15 protein-coding genes are annotated in these 21,738 nt (G+C 42.4%); 3 read left to right on the forward strand and 12 right to left on the reverse strand.

Annotated elements, in window-relative coordinates:
- Positions 1–41: 41 nt before the first annotated feature.
- A complete protein-coding gene (locus ACAM30_RS18945; RefSeq protein ID WP_369616117.1) occupies positions 42–1,421 on the reverse strand; it encodes a hypothetical protein in 1,380 nt (459 codons plus the stop codon).
- A 180-nt stretch (positions 1,422–1,601) separates the two neighbouring features.
- Here ACAM30_RS18945 and mobC point away from each other — a divergent pair, with 180 nt between their 5' ends.
- The gene (mobC, locus tag ACAM30_RS18950; RefSeq protein ID WP_369618668.1) at positions 1,602–3,608 is read left to right on the forward strand and encodes a conjugal transfer protein MobC; all 2,007 of its coding nucleotides are present in this window, start codon (positions 1,602–1,604) and stop codon (positions 3,606–3,608) included.
- Positions 3,609–3,686: 78 nt separating this feature from the next.
- Here mobC and ACAM30_RS18955 read toward each other — a convergent pair whose 3' ends face one another.
- The 7 genes from ACAM30_RS18955 to ACAM30_RS18985 form a co-directional block, all read right to left on the reverse strand.
- Positions 3,687–4,817: a YhcG family protein gene (locus ACAM30_RS18955; protein ID WP_369616118.1), complete on the reverse strand. Its 1,131-nt coding sequence runs from the start codon at positions 4,815–4,817 to the stop codon at positions 3,687–3,689.
- An 80-nt stretch (positions 4,818–4,897) separates the two neighbouring features.
- The gene (locus ACAM30_RS18960) at positions 4,898–6,967 is read right to left on the reverse strand and encodes a DNA topoisomerase (protein WP_369616119.1); all 2,070 of its coding nucleotides are present in this window, start codon (positions 6,965–6,967) and stop codon (positions 4,898–4,900) included.
- A 6-nt stretch (positions 6,968–6,973) separates the two neighbouring features.
- A complete protein-coding gene (locus ACAM30_RS18965; protein WP_369616120.1) occupies positions 6,974–8,428 on the reverse strand; it encodes a DUF3945 domain-containing protein in 1,455 nt (484 codons plus the stop codon).
- Between the two features lie 78 nt (positions 8,429–8,506).
- Entirely contained in the window at positions 8,507–8,818 is a 312-nt protein-coding gene (locus ACAM30_RS18970) for a helix-turn-helix domain-containing protein (RefSeq protein WP_369616121.1), read from the reverse strand.
- Between the two features lie 229 nt (positions 8,819–9,047).
- The gene (locus ACAM30_RS18975; protein ID WP_369616122.1) at positions 9,048–9,890 is read right to left on the reverse strand and encodes an RteC domain-containing protein; all 843 of its coding nucleotides are present in this window, start codon (positions 9,888–9,890) and stop codon (positions 9,048–9,050) included.
- Between the two features lie 172 nt (positions 9,891–10,062).
- The gene (locus tag ACAM30_RS18980; RefSeq protein ID WP_369616123.1) at positions 10,063–10,956 is read right to left on the reverse strand and encodes a helix-turn-helix domain-containing protein; all 894 of its coding nucleotides are present in this window, start codon (positions 10,954–10,956) and stop codon (positions 10,063–10,065) included.
- 266 nt (positions 10,957–11,222) lie between these two features.
- Positions 11,223–11,930: a hypothetical protein gene (locus ACAM30_RS18985; RefSeq protein ID WP_369616124.1), complete on the reverse strand. Its 708-nt coding sequence runs from the start codon at positions 11,928–11,930 to the stop codon at positions 11,223–11,225.
- A gap of 335 nt (positions 11,931–12,265) precedes the next feature.
- Here ACAM30_RS18985 and ACAM30_RS18990 point away from each other — a divergent pair, with 335 nt between their 5' ends.
- Positions 12,266–13,942, forward strand: coding sequence for a helix-turn-helix domain-containing protein (locus ACAM30_RS18990; RefSeq protein ID WP_369616125.1), 1,677 nt, complete (start codon positions 12,266–12,268; stop codon positions 13,940–13,942).
- 100 nt (positions 13,943–14,042) lie between these two features.
- Here ACAM30_RS18990 and ACAM30_RS18995 read toward each other — a convergent pair whose 3' ends face one another.
- The 4 genes from ACAM30_RS18995 to ACAM30_RS19010 form a co-directional block, all read right to left on the reverse strand.
- Positions 14,043–15,101 (reverse strand): phospholipase D family protein, encoded by a 1,059-nt coding sequence (locus ACAM30_RS18995; protein WP_369616126.1) that lies wholly within the window; start codon positions 15,099–15,101, stop codon positions 14,043–14,045.
- Between the two features lie 85 nt (positions 15,102–15,186).
- Positions 15,187–16,170 carry a DUF6236 family protein gene (locus tag ACAM30_RS19000; RefSeq protein WP_369616127.1) on the reverse strand — a complete coding sequence of 328 codons (984 nt, stop codon included), beginning with the start codon at positions 16,168–16,170 and terminating at the stop codon, positions 15,187–15,189.
- A 116-nt stretch (positions 16,171–16,286) separates the two neighbouring features.
- Positions 16,287–17,438, reverse strand: coding sequence for a hypothetical protein (locus tag ACAM30_RS19005; RefSeq protein ID WP_369616128.1), 1,152 nt, complete (start codon positions 17,436–17,438; stop codon positions 16,287–16,289).
- Positions 17,439–17,745: 307 nt separating this feature from the next.
- Positions 17,746–18,039: a hypothetical protein gene (locus ACAM30_RS19010; RefSeq protein ID WP_369616129.1), complete on the reverse strand. Its 294-nt coding sequence runs from the start codon at positions 18,037–18,039 to the stop codon at positions 17,746–17,748.
- 674 nt (positions 18,040–18,713) lie between these two features.
- Between ACAM30_RS19010 and ACAM30_RS19015 the strand changes: the two genes are divergently transcribed.
- Positions 18,714–21,737, forward strand: coding sequence for a SusC/RagA family TonB-linked outer membrane protein (locus ACAM30_RS19015; RefSeq protein ID WP_369616130.1), 3,024 nt, complete (start codon positions 18,714–18,716; stop codon positions 21,735–21,737).
- Position 21,738: the final 1 nt, after the last annotated feature.

Genomic DNA, 21,738 nt, shown 5'->3' on the forward strand with positions numbered 1-21,738 from the left:
GCATCATCAGGCCGTTAATTTCTGATGCAGCGGGCGGCTGCTTAAGGCAGGTCTCTATCCCAATGGGAGGCATCTTTAATTGGAATGTCTTTTTCGGGAATTATTAGAAATGTGTTTCTCAGTAAAGGAACCGGATTGATAAACGATGTCGCCATACTTACGGTTTCGTCAAAAAACCAGTCACGGTAAGATCTCGAATACGACTGAAAATAATGGTAATATATCCAGCAGAGCCTATTGTCCTCCACATCTAGATTTCCCATAGTTTTTTTTATCTTTTCCAATCTTGCCTTTTCCACCTCCGGTCCATCAAATGTCTCCATGCCGACATGAAGAATCCCATCGGTATAATTATCAAACTGCCTTGTTGCATCATTGATTTGATTTCTCACATCCCTTGCTTTGGCCGAAATGGCTTCGGGAGCGTCGCAATAGCAATGCACGCCAAATGCGTTGCTCATAGCCGAAATGTACAGATTGTTAACCGAATCTTCCCCAACATAAAAAAAGTTCCCAAGAAAACCGGAAGTAAAGCTTGAATGGTCAACCGGCTTTTTTGATACAAGCTCTAAATGCTGTGGTGAATTGCTTTTTACAAAATATTTGCTCAAATGTTTTTCAATCGCTGAAATATCAACAAATGAAATATCAATGTCTGCCTTTTCGTTGGAAACTATTCTGCCAGGCTTTTTGGCTGTCGGAATTACATCCTTTAGTATATCATGCAGGTAGGAATCCGGCAGAGTAGTCAATTCGACATGGAAAACAATATCCAGCAGCACATTGTAATGGGTGAGCATTTTGCTGACCTGTGAAATCAGTATCTGCCTTTTTTTAGATTCCTTATACGTATATTCACCAGTTTTCATTTGTCTTTTACACTCAACCTGCCACTTTTCTTTTCCTTTTGAAACCGAAAAATCTGGTGATTTGCCTGATTTTCCTTCCTCTATTATTTTTACTTCCCAGCCGTTTCTCGCATATAAGAGGGCTGTCAGGATTTCAAACAGCATGGCATCGGCCTCTGAGGGTCTGTTCTTTACCAGATCACGCATTTTTTTATTGATCCCTGCGATAGCGTTCAATAGTTCAAGATCAGTTCCGATACGTTTAAATATTGGGACTACCCTGGCTCCCTGATAGAATTCGTATTTATGAGGTTCATAAAGATAAGTGTGGACAAGATACAAATACCAGCCTATACGGTCCTTTTCTATAACCAGACGGGTGCCTTCATTGATCGGCTGGGAAAACGGCTCGGCTTCTCTTGCGATACTGCCCAGATATTCTTCGATTGCCTTCTTTCTCACGTTCCATGCTTCCTCAGAAATGAAATTTCTAATCCATTTGTACGCATTTTCAATCTCGGGTTCGTGAACTAACTGTACAGGAAAGTGTGATAAGGGCATTCGCTGGATCATATGATTCGATTTAAAAATTACATTGCTCCAAATTAGCACTACATAAACAATCACGCAAATAATTCAGTTGTATTGCTGCATCTAAACGACAAAAAGCGACAACTGCTGTCATAAGTCCTTGTTAAACTTGAAATATATCTTCTCCTCGTAATTTAACCAGCTTAATTAACTATGAATGAAATGCAGGGAGAAGATGATTTAAGGGGACTTGCCAAAATTATGGCATTCATGCGTGCGGTTAGCATACTCGTTTTAATGATGCATTTTTACTGGTACTGTTACGGCTTTTTTATTGAAAGAGGATGGACGCTGGAAACCATCAATACTATTTTGCGCGGCTTCGACCAAACTGCCGGAATATTCGCCAGTATCCTCTACACGAAGCTTTTTGCACTGCTCCTGCTTTCCCTCAGCTGTCTGGGAACCAAGGGTGTCAAGAACGAAAAAATTAGCTGGAATAAAATTTACCCCACTTTAGGTCTTGGCTTAGTGCTGTTTTTCTTGAACTGGTTCCTGCTCGAGCTTTCGCTTTTTTTGTACATGCTTTCTTCTGGCATCGGCTATACTGCCTTAATGGTGGCCGGCATCTGGATCAGCCGAATTCTTCGAACCGGGCTTATGGAAGATGTGTTCAACAATGAAAATGAAAGTTTTCAGCAGGAAACAAGGCTGCTTGAAAACGAATATTCAGTCAATCTCCCCACCAGCTTCTACTATAAAAACAAATGGAACCGCGGCTGGATAAACATCGTAAACCCCTTCCGAGCAACTATAGTACTGGGTACGCCGGGATCAGGAAAATCCTATGCCATAATCAATAATTACATCAAGCAGCAGATAGAAAAAGGCTTTGCAATGTACATATACGATTTCAAGTTCGACGACCTTTCCACCATTGCCTACAACCATTTGCTGCATCATCATGATAAGTATCCTGTCAGACCAAAATTCTACATCATCAACTTTGACGATCCCAGAAAAAGCCACCGCTGCAACCCTCTGAATCCTGCTTTTATGACGGATATCTCAGACGCCTATGAGGCGGCCTATACCATTATGCTCAACCTGAACCGAAGCTGGATACAGAAACAGGGAGACTTTTTTGTGGAGAGCCCCATAATACTTCTTGCGGCAATCATCTGGTTTCTTAAGATTTATCAAAATGGAAGATACTGCACCTTTCCCCATGCAATCGAGCTGTTAAACAAAAAATATGCCGATGTCTTTACCATTCTCACTTCCTATCCGGAACTGGAAAACTACCTTTCCCCTTTTATGGATGCGTGGAAAGGGGGCGCGCAGGATCAGCTTCAGGGACAGATAGCCTCCGCAAAAATTCCGCTGTCAAGGATGATTTCTCCAAGCCTGTATTGGGTGATGACCGGTGATGACTTCTCGCTGGACATCAACAATCCCAAGGAGCCCAAGATATTATGCGTGGGCAATAATCCCGACCGCCAGAACATCTATTCTGCAGCTCTCGGGCTGTACAACTCCCGAATCGTAAAGCTGATCAACAAAAAAGGGCAGCTGAAAAGCTCTGTGATAATAGATGAGCTTCCGACCATCTATTTCAGGGGACTGGACAATCTAATTGCGACAGCCCGAAGCAACAAGGTGGCAGTTTGTTTGGGTTTTCAGGATTTCTCTCAGCTGAACCGTGATTACGGGGACAAGGAAAGCAAGGTGATCCAGAATACCGTCGGCAATATCTTCAGCGGGCAGGTTGTCGGGGAAACGGCAAAGAGCCTTTCGGAGCGGTTCGGCAAGGTGCTGCAGAAAAGACAGAGCATATCAATCAACCGAAGCGATACCTCCACGTCCATTTCCACGCAGCTCGACAGCCTTATTCCGGCATCCAAAATCTCAACGCTTACCCAGGGCATTTTCGTTGGGGCGGTATCGGATAATTTCGACCAGCGCATCGAGCAGAAAATCTTTCATGCCGAAATCGTGGTGGACGGACAGCAGGTGGCCCGCGAAGAGAAAGACTATCAGCCTATACCAGAGATCATGGCTTTTATGGACGCAGAGGGACGGGATAATATGAAACTGGAAATTCAGGCCAACTACAGGCAGATAAAAAAGAATGTTGTCCAGATTATTGAGGATGAGCTGGAACGGATTTCCAATGACCCTGACCTGCATCATCTGCTGGTTAAGGAGAATAAAAAAGAGGATAAATGAAAACATGATCCTCTTTCTTTTTTACAGCTTATAAATTTAACCATGAAATTTTCTAAAAAAATAAGCGGCTGGCCTAATTTACTTTGCCTTCCTTAACTCGTTCTCGATAAATGCCCTTAATTCTGCTCTATCGGGAAGCTGCAGCTGGTATTGGCTGACAAATATTTCCAGATCGCTGTCCGCAATCGCATATTCCACCAGGGCTTTGTTCTGGCTGGTCACAAGCAGGATTCCAACAGGCGGATTGTCGCTGGCTGCCCTGATGTTCTTCCTGTAGAAGCTCAGGTAGGCTTTAAGCTGGCCTATATGTTCATGTTTGGCATTTTCAGTCTTCAATTCCACAAGGACATGGCACTTCAGTATCCGATGGTAAAATACCAGATCGACAAAATAATATTCGTCACCGATAAGCAGCCTCTTCTGCCGCGCCTCATAGCAGAACCCGTTTCCCAGTTCAAGGATAAACTGCTGCAGATGCTCTATAAGGGCGGACTCCAGCTCGTTTTCCTCAATCAGAGCAGGCTGCACCAGATTTAGGAATTCAAAAAAATAATGTGACTTGACCATGTCATGGGACTCCAGCGGGGCAATGCTCTTCAGCGCCTGAGCAAAAGAATGCTGATGGTCCTGCGAAAGCCCTATCCTTTCGTAGGTAAGGCTGTCGATCTGCCTCTTGAGCTCTTTTACTGTGGGCTGCGTTTTTAGGATAAGAACCTCGTAGAATCGTCTTTTGGAGCTGTCCTCAATCTTGATAAGCTCGGTAAAATGGCTGTAGGAAACAGACTCGAACAAGCCGAAAAGGTGGGTTTGCCTGCCCTCTTGAAAGGTGCCGTCCAATTCTTGGGTTGCCGACCCAAGAATTGCGGGACTGTAATTTTCAAAAGAAAAATCCTCAAAAAATGCCTCGGGAAGCAGGCTCTTTAGGTCTTTTTCTAAAAGTGCATGGAACTGCGGATACCTGTGATAGAACTGCCTGCATCGGGACAGCTCAGGCGCGGTCAATCCTTTGACGGAGATTCTCTTGGCAAGGTTTTCAAGCAGTCTCACACCGTACTCCGCCCTGTCGCTTCCGTGCTGTTCGAACTCCACAATATAAAGACCGGTAAGCCAGTTCCTCAGCGTGACCTGCATGTTCACCGCCTTGAAGGCATTGGTGCGTAAATAATCACTGGTCTGCTGTATTCTTAAGCTTAGTATTTCAAAATTCATATTCCTGCCGCATTAATTTCTTTAATAAGCCAAACGGTTTTTCTTTTTGCCGCCGGCAACGAGTCATTTCCATTCGGATTTTACTTCTTTGCAAATTCAAATGAAGTCTCAGCCTTGCCATTCAATACGATATAGGCATCAAATGATTTTCCGGACCTGCTTTTCATTCCCTTGAGCAGCGGGGTTTTCCCGGTACGCAGCAGGATTTCGATATCAGCGTGACTGATCTGCACCCCGCAGACATTTCGGAACTGGATCCACCGGCATTCCTTATCGGGGCATTTGACGGCAGTATCGCTGACAATCATTCTGCTTGCCCTGCACTTCGGACAGCACAGGTTTGGCGCCGTATTCTGCGGAACGGACGTTTCAAGGAGTTCCTTTGTTATGCTTGCGGCGTATTGTTCCATCTGCTTTTGGAATGCCGCCGCGTCTGCCTCTTTGTTTTCAATCTTCCGCAATTCGGTTTCCCATTGGGCCGTCATCGCCACGTCGGCAATCTTTTTATCCTTCACCAGCCCATACACCATAAGTCCCTTCTCGGTTGGAATCAATGATTTTCCATGCCTTTGGATATACTTGCGGTCAAACATTGTTTCAATAACCGCCGCCCTAGTTGCAGACGTTCCCAGACCAATATTCTGCAGTGTCTTGCGGTCCTGGACGTTTTCTATACTGTTTCCGGCGTGTTCCATTGCCGATAAAAGTCCAGCTTCTGTATAAAAGGCCGGCGGGCAGGTGGCCTTCTCCACGACCGCAGACTGTTTGATTTTAAGCTCGTCGCCCCTCCTGATATCAGGGAGTTCCTGTGCAGGCTCTCCGCTGTCAAAAAAGAGAGCCTTTACACCCCGCCAGCCGGATTCGATGATCCTGCTTCCTGCAGCGGTAAAATCAAAGTGCAGCACCTGCAGATTTATTCTGGTAATCTCTTTGATGCACGGCTCGGACACTGCTTCAAGAAGCCTCCCGGCTATAAGGTTGTAGACAGAAGCCTCCTTTGCGGTAAGCGCCGATGGGATTCTTTCGGTGGGCAGCAGGCCGTGGTGGTCGGTAACGCCGGCTTCGCTGACGATCCTTTTATTCAGCCGCCCCAGTTTCAATGCCGATATCGCCGCCTTGAAATTTTCGAGCTGCCCCAATGCTTTTATAAGGCGGGGGATCTCTTCCCAAAGATCTTCGGTAATATTTCTGCTTCCCGTTCGAGGATAGGTGATGAACTGCTTTTCATAAAGGCTCTGTGCAATGTTCAAAGTTTCATTGGCCGAGAGGCTGAGGTCCGTGCTGGCCTGCTTCTGCAGTCCTGTGAGATCGAAAAGCAGAGGGGGCTGCTCTGTAGATTTTTTGGTCTCGACAGAAGATGCCCAGGCTGTCGCCGCATTTCTTTCGATCGCCCTGAGCGCTTCCGTTGCCTGCCTTTTATTGTCCCATCTCTTTTCGCTGATACTTGTGAAGAGTGTATAATCCTTGCTGTGCGTCAGCTGGAGCTGCCAGTATGGCTCGACGGTGAAGGCCTTGTTTTCCAAGTAGCGCAGACATACAAGCGCCAGTGTCGGTGTCTGGACCCTTCCAAGGGAATAGACGCCGGCACCCTGGGCAAGGCTCAGGGCCTGCGAGGCATTGATCCCTACCAGCCAGTCCGCCCTGCTCCTTGCCTGCGCCGCAAGGTACAATCCGTCAAGTTCAGAGCCCGGCTTCAGATTCTCCAGCCCTTTCCTGATGGCTTTCTCGGTGAGGCTGCTGATCCATAAGCGGACGAATGGCTTGCCGCACTCAAGGTATTCATAGATGTAGCGGAAAATCAGCTCCCCCTCACGCCCTGCGTCGGTGGCCACTATGATCAAGTCGCTAAGGCCAATAACATGCTTGATGACTTCGAGCTGTTTCAAAGCGCCTGCATCAGCGGAGTAGCCGGTTTCAATTTTTTGTTTACGAACGGTAAGTAGAAAGGGATCCGGAATTATAGGCAGGGAGCTCTTCTCAAAGCCCCTAACGCCGTAATCCTCCGGCAGGCCCAAGCCCACCAGATGTCCTAAAGCCCAAGTAACAAAATAGCCGTTTCCTGCCAGATAGCCAACCTTTTTTTCGGTGGCTCCCAGCAGTACGGCTATCTCCCTTGCAGTACTTGGTTTCTCTGCAATAACAGCTTTCATGGCTCGTTACATTTTGCGTCCTCTAGACTTGGTTTCAGCCTGCTGCTCTTCCTGCTGTTTCTGCGTCTCTGGACCCGACTGTCCTGATCTTAAAGGTTCCTGCAGCTTTTTGGTCGCCTCATTGGTTTTACCCTCTGAATTCACCGCCGTCTGTACTTTGTTTTCCTCAGCAGGCTTCGCCTGTTCCTTCATTTTTGTCGGGTTGTCGAAAGAAAACTCGGTCCTGCCGCTCTCCTTGTTCAAAGTGATGTATCCGTTGTACTCTCTGCCTTTCTTGTCTATAAGACCGCTGATGTATACGGTCTGGCCGTCCTGCAGTTTCTGCTGCTGCTGCTCGTCCAGTTCTTTTCCCCTGAAGTTTTTCGGGGCTTCCCCGGTCTGGTTCTGTTGATTGCCCTGCACCTGTTTGCCGCCGATGCTCCTGTCGAAGAGAAATTCTACGAAGCGCTTGTCGGCATTGAACTGCACAGTCGCGTCGAACGGTTCTCCTTTTTTGGAAATCATCCCTTCCAATGCCAGCGGTTTTCCTTCCAAAAGGGTCTGCTTTTGATCTTCACTCAGTTTTACGCCTTTTATTTCATCGGGTATTTTGATGTAATCGGCCCTGAAAGCCACTACTTCATTGGTCAGCCTGTCCACGCTGATCACCGAAGGAAGAACCTCGTCGGTCTTCGGATTGGTCAGATTGACAACGCGTCCCATGTTTCCCGTTTTCAGCAGGTTGTCCTTGTCCTCCGTGCTGAACTCATGGCCGAAGAAGGGATAGTTCAGGTTGGGCCCTTTTCGGATGCCGTGTATGGCGACGACAACCTCCCCTTCCTCGTTCATTTTAAGGGACAGTCTGGCGTCCAGCCTTGTAACGGCAGTCCCGAGATTTAGGCTTATGGGCACGAGCTCATTTGTTTTGTAGCCTTTGAGCATGGGCTCCAGAAGGTTCAGTTTCTCAAGTTTTTCCTTGCTGAGCCCAAGATGGTTCATGGTCTCCCAGTCGATCTGTTCCGGCTTGTAGCGGTATTCGCTCGTCTCGGCATTTGTCTGTGTTGCTTCCATATGATTTTTATTTATTGGATTATTGTCTTTTTTGTCCTGCGCAGGCCCATCCGCTTTGATTTCATGCTGCTGCATTAGCAGTTCGCCCTTTGGCGTCGGATTGTCTATATGCTGCTGTATTTCCTTTGCCGTATCGACCCCAATGGCAAGAGGCACCTTGAAAAATGAAAAGTTGGTGGGATTTTTCAGCTGGCTCAGAAAATTGGAAAAGAAATTGGAGAAGAAATCGCCGTTCCTGTCCACTCTCATAAATTGGTTCTGGTTTTTATCTGTGGGGTCTACGGTCTGCATTTTTCCATTTTCATCGATGCTTTTCACTGCCTGGATTTTCTTTTTTTCTTTATCGAACACAAGCAGGATGTCCGAGAGTTCCTCCGGCCATTTTATTTTTTCACTGGATTGTTCACTCATAGCTTTATTTTTTTAGTTGATAATCGAAAGTAACCCCAGCGTCTTCGCTAATGCAGCTGCGGACACCGGTTGTCTGGGTTAGTCTCCAATTGGCTTTTTCCTGGCGGTATGTGCTGAAAAACTCTCCCTTATGAATTGCTGCACGTCCGAAAGCTTGTAATAGATCTTGCCGCTGATTGAATAATAGCAGAGCCTTCCCGAAGACCTGTAGCGCTGAAGGGAGCGAGAACTTATTTTCAGCATCTGCAGGACATCTTGGTTGTCAAGCAGCTCCTCCCCGTCTATGTCCATATTTTTCTTCCTGCTTTCGCTGACCATCTCGCCCAGGATGTCGAACCGCTCCATAATGCGTTCCATCCAGGCCATGAATTCCAATCTCTCCACATTCATAATCCAGTAATTTTGAGTTGCACACCGCAAAATTGTATAATACGCAGATCAATACCTGCCAAGCCGTGCCCATTGGCACATAATTTTTTTTTCTGTAGTGACGCAATAAATCAGCCCCATTTGTCCGCACGCGGTCAAATGGGGCTTTCAAAAAGGTGGGATGGTGGTCCATGCCAATTGGCTCTTATGGGTAAAAAAGGAAAACTTTTAGCCGTTAATCCGCAGCTGTTTAAAGCTCTTTGTCCATGTACTGCTCCAAGGACGTCTTAAGGTGGTCCAGAAAAGAAGTCCTCGTTCCAGCCCTGTCTTTCATCCTGTGGAAGGAATGATGCACGTCGCCGAGCGGAATACGGAAAAGCAGCTGAAAAACAAGGGTTATCCTGCGTATCCCGATCTTTCCGTGCGATACAACTCCAGAGGCGTAAAGCGCATAGATAAGTTCAATTAGCGCGTTTTTGGAATCCGTCCAGAAAATTTCTTTGGAAAATTCCGCGCCTCCCGCAAAAGAATCCGGAGATACTACTGGATGTATCTTCGTGGTAAGGTAATTATAGATAAGCTCATTTGCGATAATCCTCGCAATCTTATTGTCATAATAGGTGGAGAACCTGTGGTCGATCTCGAAAACATAACTGTTCAGTCCATCGCTGTAATTGATCTTTCCCCGCAAAAAATATTCATCATCCCGGTCATTTCTCCCGGACTTGTAGTAACGGTAGAAATGTGTGCTGAAGATGCATTCCTTGAACTGCGCTTTAAGCTGCTGGAGATGGCTCATGAAAAATTTCTGATGGACCTGCCCTTCCCTGACCGGACAGATGGTCTCAATGCGGAAAACTTTATTATAGAACATCAGTTTGCCCAGAATCAGAGGTTTGATGTTTCTGAAAAAGTCTATTTCCTCCGCTTCGTCTTCGAATCCCTTTTCAAGCACATGCTGCCGTGCAGTTTGAAGCACTTCCTTCAGATAGAGCGTCATCTGATGGGCCTCATCAATGAGGTGGGCGGTCTGGCAGGATAATTTCTCTTCTTTAATGCTGATTTGGGAAATAATGGAATGCAGTGAATTCATACTCGAAGGATTTAATGTAATATCTTTTACAAAAATTCCGGGCGCAGCAAAAAGTGCACTGCCTGCCGCTCTGGCATCAGAAACACTCATTGCGCCGTTCTCAAAAACAAACCTGCTGGTAAAAGATAGTACGGTTAGGTGAATTTATTAGCATTTTCGTTTAGGTGCTGGATTAAAACTTGAGGCTCAGACGATACTGGGTAGGTGAAAGTCTGGTGTTCTTTTTGAAAAAACCGCTGAACGCTGCAGGACTGTCAAAGTTGAGCTGTTCGGCAAGCTCGGAAACGGAAAGCTGCGTATCGGCCAGAAGCTGATAGGCTTCCGACAATACGGTCATTTCTATAAAACGTTTGGCTGAGATCCCTAAAACTGCTTTTACGGCTTTTCCCAAATGGCCGCTGCTGACATACAGGCACTCAGCATAAAATTTCACATTATGGTGCCTCGGCGAATTCTGCTGCACCAGGCTGATGAAATCCACTACTATCCTGTCATTTCGATAGTGGAGCTTTGCCGTGCTTTTGCCATATTTATAGCGCAGATCGATGTACTCGTAAACTATTATATTGAAGTAAAGCAGCACCATTTCGTCCCTGAAGACTGCATGCCTGCTGCCGATCTTTTTCTTCAGCAGACGCAGAAGCGATACGACATGCCGCAGTTCCTTCGCGTTAACTGCAAGAACTGGAGATTCCTTTCGGGCAAAAATTTCCATATAGCCTGCACCGAACCTTATGATCCTGCTGGAAACGGCAAATTCTGCAGTGCATGACACCAGCCATATGTGGAGACCCCCCGAGAGGGAGTCGACCGCGGCGCTTCCTGGAACAGCATATATATCGCCGGCCGCAATTTTTGCTCCGGACGAAGATTCTGCGAACGTAATGGAACCCGACACTACCGCCACAAGGGTAATCCAGCCTGGAACCATAAATTTGGAAAGCGCTTTTGCCGATCCGATATCATAAAGGTAAACCACTTTAAGGTCATTCCGCCAAAGACTGTCAGACATTGTATTCAAAATATTGCTTGTATTTGCATGTAATTTTAGGTGAAGTATGATCATTTTTCAAGGACCGGCTTTTTTTTTGGCTAGCCAGCCGCATGTCACAAAAAAGATAAATAGTATATTGATCAGTATGGCAACCAGGACATAAATAAAATGCCGTATTCCCGAATACTTGATCTCCCCGCCGCTTAGATAGCCCACCATCTCATCATAGCTCATAAGATCTGCGACAAGATAGAGGCTTGCTAGATTCAGCGCTATAAGGAAGAGGCAGGTGAAGACTCCTGCAGATCGCTTGTAACGCTCCAAAATGATTCGCAGGTTTATTCCCTGACGCTGTGCTTTTGGCATATTCCGACTGCCGCCGCCATTTTAAGTCCTAGAACAACGTTCTGATCAGATGCAAAGACGGTCTGTGCAATTTTAGTAACAGAGGTCTCCCAATCCTTATCCTTTCTTTTCCTTTCAGTTGAATAGCGTACAACGGAAGATATGGTAAGCAATATCTGCTTATCGCTGTTGCTCAGGGCAGAATTTCCCTGGATGCCCTGCTCATAAGAAACCAGCAGTGCATATAACTCCTGGTACGTATCCTCGGCATGCAGTTCCACAAGCTCCGAAAGCTGCAGAAGGCTGGTTCGGGCCTCTGTGCCAAGAATTGATGATAATAGAACATCATCAAGCTCGGCATCAGATGAAATTATCGGGGTGATTTGATGAAGCCTCTGGTGCAGAACTGCGTCGTTCGCCATTCCATCCAGCTCCGGATAAGTATCGGCTATCGAGTCAATCAGTACGGCAGCATGTTCAACCGAATTCAGTTCCAGACTGTCCGTGTCTATAATGTCTAGTATTTTGCTGTAGAAGCTCCCTGCAGCATCATAGGGGTTGTCCGGATTTTCAGCATCCGCCTGGTTTTCTCTCATTGTCATGGCAGCTTGGCCATTCTCAATATTTGCCATTAAAGGCTCTTGGGAGCAGGCAATGGTGAAAAATGGCAGAATTGCAAGCCATAGTTTTATGTTTTTCATGTTTGATGTGTTAAATGTTACTGATTTTTATTCAGTTCATTTTTCACCCGGGAGAAGCAGAACTATTCGCTGGAGTCTTTCCAGAATTTTGCTTTGAATTCAAAAGCAAATCTATTGGGTAAAACCATCACATACAAACACTTATATAGCAATTTACAGCAATACTACTGTCTTTTTTCTGAAAATCGACATACCTTTTTAACCCTAAATTTCATCGCATTTTGCTTTTTTATAGCTATATTTGAGCCATTTGGATTTCCTGTTAACAACATGGCTGTGGGAATATTTTTGGCCCACGTCATTTCCTTTCATAACAAACCGCTAAAATTTAATCTATGGTAAAATATTTACTGGTTATCTCTTTGTGCTTCGGTTATAATGTTAATGCACAAAAAACTGTTCCCAGAATTCCGGACTCCTTGAAAAGCGCAGATTTCGACTATCTTTTCGACTGTATCGAAAAACAGGATATTGACTCCGCAAAAAGAGAGATCTTCCTTAAGGCTTTTCTGGATAAGGCCCGATCAGAGAAAAACTGGGAAGAGCTTTCAAATGCCTATAAAAATTATGTCCATTATGCTCCTGCAGCGCAAAAGCTCATCTATGCAGACAGTATGGTCATGGCGGCCAAAAAATCAAATGACAATTCAATCATCGGTTCGGCTTATCTGTCAAGAGGCGTGGCCTACTATGGGCAGAAACGTCTTAGAAAAGCTATGGACAGCTATCTGATTGCAGATCAGTATATATCCAAAACAGACGACGGCTACCTCATCCATAAGACCAAATACCAGATTGCGCAGATTAAATTCTATCTCGGATATTATCATGAAGCCATCTCGCTATTTAACCAGTGCACAGAATATTTTAAGGATAATGATGACAGGGCTTACCTGAATTCCCTTCATTCGCTGGGAGCCTGCTACAAAATGGTCGGAAACCATGGTATGAGTACCGAAATCAACAGGCTGGGAATTGCAGAGGGAATAAGAAGAGGAAACCTGGACATGCAGCATTACTTTGTGCAGTCCGAGGGAATAAACCAATGTCTGATCCACAACTACGAGTCAGCGCTCCATAAATTGCAGTCCTCGCTGTCCGGTATCCGTTCCAATAGCGATTTTTCAAATGAAATGGTAAGCAATTTTTACATCGGCAAATGCTTTTGGGGCCTCAATGAGAAGGAAAAGGCAATGTCATACTTCAAAAAAGTGGATCTTGGTTTTTCGCAGCATGCATATATGAGGCCTGATCTACGGCAGGCTTATGAATATATGATCTCCTATTACAGGGACAGGAAGATGATTGAGGCGCAGCTCCATTATGTGGAACGCCTGCTGGCGGTGGATAAGAAGCTTCATATTACCTATACCTATCTTCAGGGAAAAATCAGAAAGGAATATGAAACCCAGGATCTTTTGAGGGAGCAGCAGATTTTAAGGCATTCCGTTGACAGCCAAAAAAATAACGACCGAATATCCATATCGGTTATCTGCATACTTTTTCTCCTTATCTTGTTAGGGATAATATGGTTCTTCAAAAGCAGAAGCGAATCGCGAAAAAAATATGAGGAGCTGCTGCAGAAAATTGAAATTGAAACCAGAGCCAAGTCCGAGAAAACCGACGAGCTCGATTTTGCGATAAGCAGCGATGTCGAGCAGGCGGTGCTGCAGTCCTTGAAAAAATTTGAGGTGGGCAGGAAATTTCTGGAAAAAGGTTTGAATCTTACCAAACTGGCGGGCCATTTCAATACCAACACAAAATATCTGTCGGTCATCATCGCGCGTCACAGAAATCAAAACTTCAGCCAGTACATTAACTCACTTAAGATAGATTATATAGCCAAAAGGATCAGAAATGAGAAAACACTGCAGAATTACACCCATGATGCCCTTGCTCTGGAAGCGGGCTTCAGCACTACAAGACGTTTTGTAAAAGCTTTTGTAAGCTGCACGGGGATAACTCCTAAATACTTCATCGAAGAATTGAGGAAAGATGAAAATCTTCCTTGATGGTAAATTACTGTATAAAAGACATTGCTATTATTTTTCGCTAACAACAAGCATATCAATTTAATTTTTCCGATATGCATCGGTTAAAAGAGCAATTAACCTAGACTTTTTCTAACTCTGCATCTATTTTCAAAATTTTATTTAATAAATAATTTCCAAATTCATTGGTTAATTTCAGTTTATCAGCACCACGCATTAAGCTGCCAAAGCTGTTTATTCCACTGGGAGTTATATTTAATAAATTATTTTCTAGAAAATAATTTTTCTGGTTTGTAACAGTTACATTTTGGCTTGCCCATTCTCGGCCATAATTAGGTGTTAAGTTCTCACCAACAAAATAATGCGGCCATCTATCATTTTCATTTCCTGTATTTCTAAGTTCCGAATTGACCCTATATATTGAAAGAATATTTAAATGTCCCACCGCATAGCAAATCAGCACATCGCCTTCCTTTACTCCATTTGGTTTTAATTTTGAAAAATGGAGATTGCTGTCTACCTCGTCAAATTTTGCGGATAAAGGGATTAGATCATTTGAAACACCAATAGGCTTTAGCCAAAAAGTTGCATTTGTCTTTATTCCAAGATAATTCTCTCTCTCTTCAAATAATAAGGATAAATTGAGTTTGATTGGGTTTTTCTCGATTACGGGTATGGGCGTTTCCATAATTTTTGCCAAACATTCATCAATTTTATGTTCGTTGAAGCACTTGAATTTTATTTTGTCAATTATTCCATTTTTAATCTTATCTATTTCTATTGCATCTTTAATTAAAATCCCCCACTCATTGTTAATCCGAAGGCCGCTGTCAGTAAAATTAGCAGAAGTTATGATTGCACTTGCAGAGTTATCGGCATACTCGCCTATAAATATTTTCCCGTGAAAGAAATTATCAATGAAGATTTCAAACTCAACTTTCAAGGAATTGAAAATCCCATAAAGCTCTTTGAAAAAATGGATTTTAGAATACTGATCTTTGTCAAATGGCTTCAACGTAGTTACAATTGTGACCTTCCGAAGACAAACCAGCTCTTTGAAGTTTATGAGTTCTATGTTCTTTGTGATATATGGACTTATTATTGTGGCACTATTGGCCTCCTTAAAAATTTGATTTACTTGATGCAAATGATTCTGCCTGGTAAGGTTATTTATTATCATTTTATTTACTCTTTTTATTTCTCAGATTATTTAAATATTTTTTCAATGATAATATTCATCGCTTCTACAATTTACTGATTATTGGCTACCTTATTCTCTCTAAGTTGGTCATATATTTTTTACAGTATCTACCGGTCTCGTTATCACGCAGTGCTCTGTTTAGTGCATATCCTCCTCCAATAATAACTCCTAAAGCGCCTAATATTTCTTTGACATATTCAGGAGAGGTTGCAGCTGGATTTTTGATTAGCATATAGGCGGCAAAAGGTATTGAAGCAAGCCCTAACCCTGTCAAAAGTACCTGTCTGCTGAATTCTGAATATATATTATTGTAATTATTTATGAAATCTTGTTCACTGTAGCCTTCACCAATTTTCTCTTGGATATTTTGTAGTTCTGCGTTGAATGCCCGTAAGTAATCTCTATTCTTTTCACGAAACTCTATTAGTCGTTCAAAAGGTACATCTGCTAGATTCTTTGGAATAAGAAGATTGATGATTCCTTTGGCAAATTTGGTAGTCCTATTTAAGCTCGGAGTTGTAAAACGGGAGTAATTGGTAAAATTGTCATACCTGTTATTATCGGTAATTATCGCCGCAGATTCTAAATGGGCAATTTCTTTTGCCAGATAGGTCATAAATAGAAATGCGAGCTCCTCAGGCAGTGTCAGTCCGTTCTCGGTTTGGCGTCCAATGTTATTTCGCAGACAATAATCCGCCCACGCATCGGAAAATTTTTCGTGGTAAACATTGAAATTCCAGTTTTCAGGATTTTGCCATTTTCTGATCAAGTTCGCATTATTGAATAAAAGGCTCCTCTCGTGCCTATTGTCAAAGATTTTATTTACTTCTTCAATTGCTTTCAATGTTGCTCTATATCCTACATCCGCTCCAGGACTATAAGGTCTTATTAAATCAGTTTCATCTATTATTCTTGCATAATTGTCGCTCACTTGACCGCGACGGCTGTAAGGAATAATAGGCCTGAAATTTTCGAAATATAATAATGAAAATTTAAGCCAAGCATCAGTTGGCGGCTCAAAAGTCGGATAATAAATAAGTGGCTCCATTATTTAACAGTTTTATAATTTAATTTTACAATTCCTTTCTTCCATATTTCTACAAAGCACTATTAATTTTTAAAGCGCTTGTTCCGCTGATTTTCGCAATTTTAACTTACACAAATCTAAATTGAAAGATAGCTGATTCCTTCGATAATCTCTTTCGATTCCTCACCCTCAAATCTGATATTTATCGCATCGCTTTCTCTAGCGTCCAACAAGAACTCTGTCAAATAGCGCGGTACATTTTTACTGTATAAATTTTCTTCTCTAGAATTCAATTTTGTAATGAAATTTTCAAATTCGTTTAACGCATTAAATACTTTATTCAAAATTTCAATATCTCTTTGTTGATTATCATAGGATGCAAATTCGCCTGAATAAAAATAATCTGCGTATTTTTCTAAAAAAACCACGGATAATTTGGCTGGAGAGACTTCAAAATAATGAAGCAGATATTTTAAATATCTAATAAAGGACTCTCTAAGCTGAAATGCAATAAACTCTTTATAGGCATCACTTTGCCCTTCATTGTATTCGATAGATTTTAAAAAGGATTCCAAAGCTTCCTGAACCTTTACTCCTATTACATCTGCAATTATTTCAGGAGTCCTGTCTTTCCCTCCAAAGAAAAAAAAGAAATAATTTACTTCGCAGCGTTTCATGTCAAATTTCCCTATTCTGAAATTATGTTCTTTATTTTTTTTGAAAGACACCTTTGGAGTCTGCGTTTTTGCCTGCTTATCAATATCGGCAACTGAAACAAACTTTGTTTTTCGAATTAAATTCCCTGCATTAGCTTCTAAATCCCCCATATCTTCGATCAAAGGAAAAGCATATACAACCGCATTGCCCTTATCACCTCCTATGCCATTGGCAAGACTGCGAAGTACAAAATGCTGATTCGTGCTCGTCGAATTTATCTTAAATTTAAAATGATCATGTGGGGTCTTGCTGAATTCACTTTTAGGATCTGGGCTGGAAGTTTGCAGGTCTCCTTTTTTATATTGTATAAAAAGCAGATGCCCGCCGCTGCCCGATTTTATTCTTACATCAAATCCGCCACCTGCATTTCCAGTTGGATCATCCTTCCCTTCCGTTGTAATGTGGAACCCTCCAGCAGTAGACTTTGGAACATTAAAAAAAGGTAATCGATGTGCTGGTCTCCAGTAGTCCCATAACGGAATATCTTTTAAAAACCAAAAATAACTGTCGGCAAGGTTAAGAAGTTCGTGCGTTATGTTTAGCTCAAGTGTTTTTTCGTGAAATTCCATCATTAATTATTATTTTTTTTATTTTAAAGGACATTATTCCCTATCTCAATTATTAATTGGACAAACCTAGAATACTATTTGAATATATATTTACGGTTTTCCGCAAATCGAGCAATTCTATCTACAAAATAATCGTTTTATGATATAATTTGTGACAGTACAAATACCTGTTTTACTAAATTATAAGCATAAAAAAAGATGCTTATTAAGCATCCTTAGGTATTTTGTTTAAATGTTATTTAATTAACTTTTTCGTTTATCTTCTAAAGATCAAATTTATTAGTTCCTAGCCTTAAAAATTTAAAGAAAATTATTTCGTAAGAGCTTTCTTAAATATATTTATATCTGAATTATCAATTGAATCATAAACTTTTGCAAAATCTGTTAAAGAAAATCCCATCGATTCAACTATTAAAAATAATGTTAAAGAATTTGGTATAGATTTACCATTAAAAGTATCAGAAACAGTAGCTTTTCTTATATACGCAGTCAATGCAATTTTATTATAGCTTTGAGCGACAGGTGCTTCACCAGTGCTTTCAAGTAACCTGCGTAAGCTAATTGCAATTCGTAATTTGATATTTTCGTCTGTTTCTTTTTTCACAATGCAATTAACATTAACTAAAATAATTTATCGGTACGTTTTGGCGTACCGATAAAATTTATTATATTTGGCTCGATACTAGTATTTAAGTATCCTTTTTTTATTATTTTTGCGATTCTTCATTAAAAAATATTTGAAGCATTCGCTTTGAATCTCGTTATCGAAAACTGGCGTTTAAATAACCACGAGATGATAAGTAAGATGCTCACGCTTTTGGCGTGGGCTCACTTATTCGTGGTAAGGTACCGCCAGTACCCCGGTAGCGGATTTGTTGAGTTTCCACGCCTTTTTTATGCTTATATCTCAACTTCTCAAAGCAAATTCCTTAGATTTAAAAGAAACGCACTCATTTGTTTAACCTTTAAAAAGGTCAGCTATGATGTAAAATTGTTCTGTTTTTGTAATGCCTGGCCCGAACCGGTATTGACATTGAATTAGTTTAAGGGCCGGGTCATTGCCCAGCAGATTCAGCATATGCCTAGACACAGCCTGGAAAATCACAATCTAGTTTTTGAAATCTTAATAAATACGCCAATGAAATAACCATTTTACAGCATAATTTGAAGCTCGGCATCAGATGCCGCTCCAAAAAAGCAGTCCCCTACCGCAGCGACTAAACTAGTGTAGAGGACCTTAGCTAATCAAAACCAAGTTCAACTAACCAATCCAATATTATGAATATTTTTTCATTTTTCAAGGGTGGGAAAGCTTTTTATTGCCTTGTTTTTACAGGCTTTCTAATCTCTTTCTCCCCTTCATTTGCCAAAAACAGTCTGCGGCGCAGCACCTCTTTAATCCAACAGCATCAGATACAGGGAACTGTCTCCGATGGCTCTAGTCCCCTGCCCGGCGTTACCATCTCATTAAAGGCAGATTCCATGACTGCCGCGATTTCTGACTACAACGGCCATTTTAGTATTTCTGCATCTGCCCAAGATACCTTAGTATTATCTTATTTAGGATTCAAAACCGCTTACATACCCATTAATAGCCGGTCAAAAATTAATATTGTACTTCAGGTTGACGCCACCACTCTGCAGGAAGTCAAAGTTAATGCCGGATATTACTCTGTACAAGAAAGCGAACGTACTGGAAGCATTGCTCGAATTACATCTAAAGATATCGATACCCAGCCAGTCACAAATGTTTTGGCCACAATGCAGGGAAGGATGGCTGGTGTCAGCATCACCCAGACTACAGGTGCTCCTGGCGGTGGATTTGATATTAAAATCAGAGGACAGAACAGCCTTCGGTCCGATGCCAATGCACCGTTGTACATTATTGATGGTGTTCCGTATTCTTCGGATCCAATCGGACATGCGCAAACCTCTAGTCCTTTCCCGACAGTTTCCAGTCCGCTTAATAGCATTAGCCCAGATTCGATCGAAAGCATTGAAGTCCTCAAAGATGCAGATGCAACCTCAATATATGGTTCAAGGGGCGCAAATGGAGTTGTTCTCATTACCACCAAAAAAGGGAAAAAAGGAAAGACATCTTTCACCATTAATAGCTCGACGGGTGCAGGGACAATTACAATATTTCCTGACCTGATGAACACAGAGCAGTATCTGGCAATGCGAAGACAGGCTTTTAAAAACGATGGACTTTCTGAATTTAATGACTGGGATTACGACATAAACGGAACTTGGGATCAGAAAAGATATACTGATTGGCAGAAGGAGCTTCTTGGAGGTACAGCACAGATGAATGACCTTCAAGGCACTGTATCGGGAGGATCAGAGCAGACGCAGTTTATGTTCAACGGTAACTGGCATCAGCAAAGTACTGTATATCCCGGAGACTTTCGTTATAAGACGGGCGGACTGCAGCTTAATTTAAACCATAAGTCAGAAGACGGAAGATTCCGCATTAGTTTTACAGGAGGCTACAACAGCCAGAATAATAACCTGCCTTCCTTTGACCTGAGTTTTGATGCTAGATATCTCCCTCCTAATGCCCCTGCTCTATATAAACCTGATGGAAGCCTTAACTGGGAAAACGGTACTTGGGAGAATCCGCTTAGAAATCTTAATGCACAATTCCGTTCAAAAACAAATAATCTAATAGCTAATAGCACGCTTTCATATGAAATCCTAAAAGATCTTACCATTAAAAGCAGCTTTGGTTTTACCAATCTAGGCAGTTCCGAAACTAGAACCCGGCCTTCCACCATTTTTAACCCGGCCAATAATGTCACCAGTGCACGTTCTGCGATCTATCTCTACGATACGGACCGTAAATCTTGGATAATAGAACCTCAGATCAATTACAGCATGGCAATAGCTAATGGAAAATTTGACGTGCTGGTCGGCGGTACTTTCCAGAGCCAGACAAACGATATCCTGTATCAGACTGCTAGCGGATTCGCCTCCAACAGCTTAATTTACAACCTTGCAGCAGCAAAAAACATAACTATTTACAGCAACGACCAGGATCAATATAAATATCAAGCTTTTTTCGCCAGAGTCAATTACAACCTGCAGCAGCGTTATATTCTTAATCTGACAGGACGACGGGACGGTTCAAGCAGATTTGGGCCAGGAAACCAGTTCGCTTCTTTTGGAGCTGCTGGTGCAGCATGGATTTTCTCAAAAGAAAACTTTTTAACTGAAAGCTATTGGCTAAGTTTTGGTAAAATCCGTTGCAGCTACGGAACGACAGGAAATGACAAGATCGGTGACTATCAGTTTCTTAACACCTATACCACATCTGGAATAAATTATGGAGGCTTAACTGGATTACAGCCCTCAAGACTTTACAATCCAGATTTTGGATGGGAAATTAATAAAAAACTGGAATTCGCATTAGAGCTTGGATTTTTAAAGGATAGGATTTTCACAACTGTTTCCTGGTACCGGAATCGCTCTTCAAATCAGCTGGTCGGTCTTCCATTGCCAGGCACAACGGGATTTCAGGTTATACAGACAAACCTAGATGCGCAGATAGAAAACAAAGGTCTTGAACTCACATTAAGGGCGGTAAATTTTAATGATTCCAAATTTAAATGGTCTACAAATTTCAACATAACTTTTGCTAAAAACACCTTGTTACGTTTTCCTAATCTAGAAGGTTCAACATACAGCCAGAAGTATCGAATAGGTATGCCGCTAAACATCGAGCTGTTGTATCATTACAAAGGCGTAGATCCACAGACGGGTGTTTACCGATTTGAGGACACTAACAAAGACAATACAATCTCTTTTCCGGATGATAGGCAGACTGCCCTGAATCTTAACCCTGCATTTTATGGGGGGCTTCAAAACCAAATTAACTATAAAAGATGGAATTTAGACTTTCTCTTGCAGTTTGTAAAACAAAAAAGCAGAATCTATCCGATGGGACCTGCTGGAATGATGTCTAATCAGTTGCGGGATATGAGCGCAACATGGACGCAGCCCGGGGATAATGCATCGTACCAGATTGCAACAACTGGATCCAATTATGAAGCATTGATGGCTGATTATTATTACTCCCTCAGCGATGCTACTGTGACGGACGGGTCTTATATCCGTCTTAAAAATATAGCCTTGTCATTCGATGTTCCGCTGGCACTTAAACAGACAGGCCTAAAAATCATGCTTCAGGGACAAAATTTACTGACATTCACAAAATTCAAAGACGGGGATCCGGAATTCGGAGGTGCGGGATTTCTACCGCCGCTTAAAGTACTCAGCGCAGGCATACAACTAACATTTTAAC

Origin of the sequence: Flavobacterium sp. CFS9 (genome assembly GCF_041154745.1) — a bacterium.
Lineage (GTDB): Bacteria > Bacteroidota > Bacteroidia > Flavobacteriales > Flavobacteriaceae > Flavobacterium.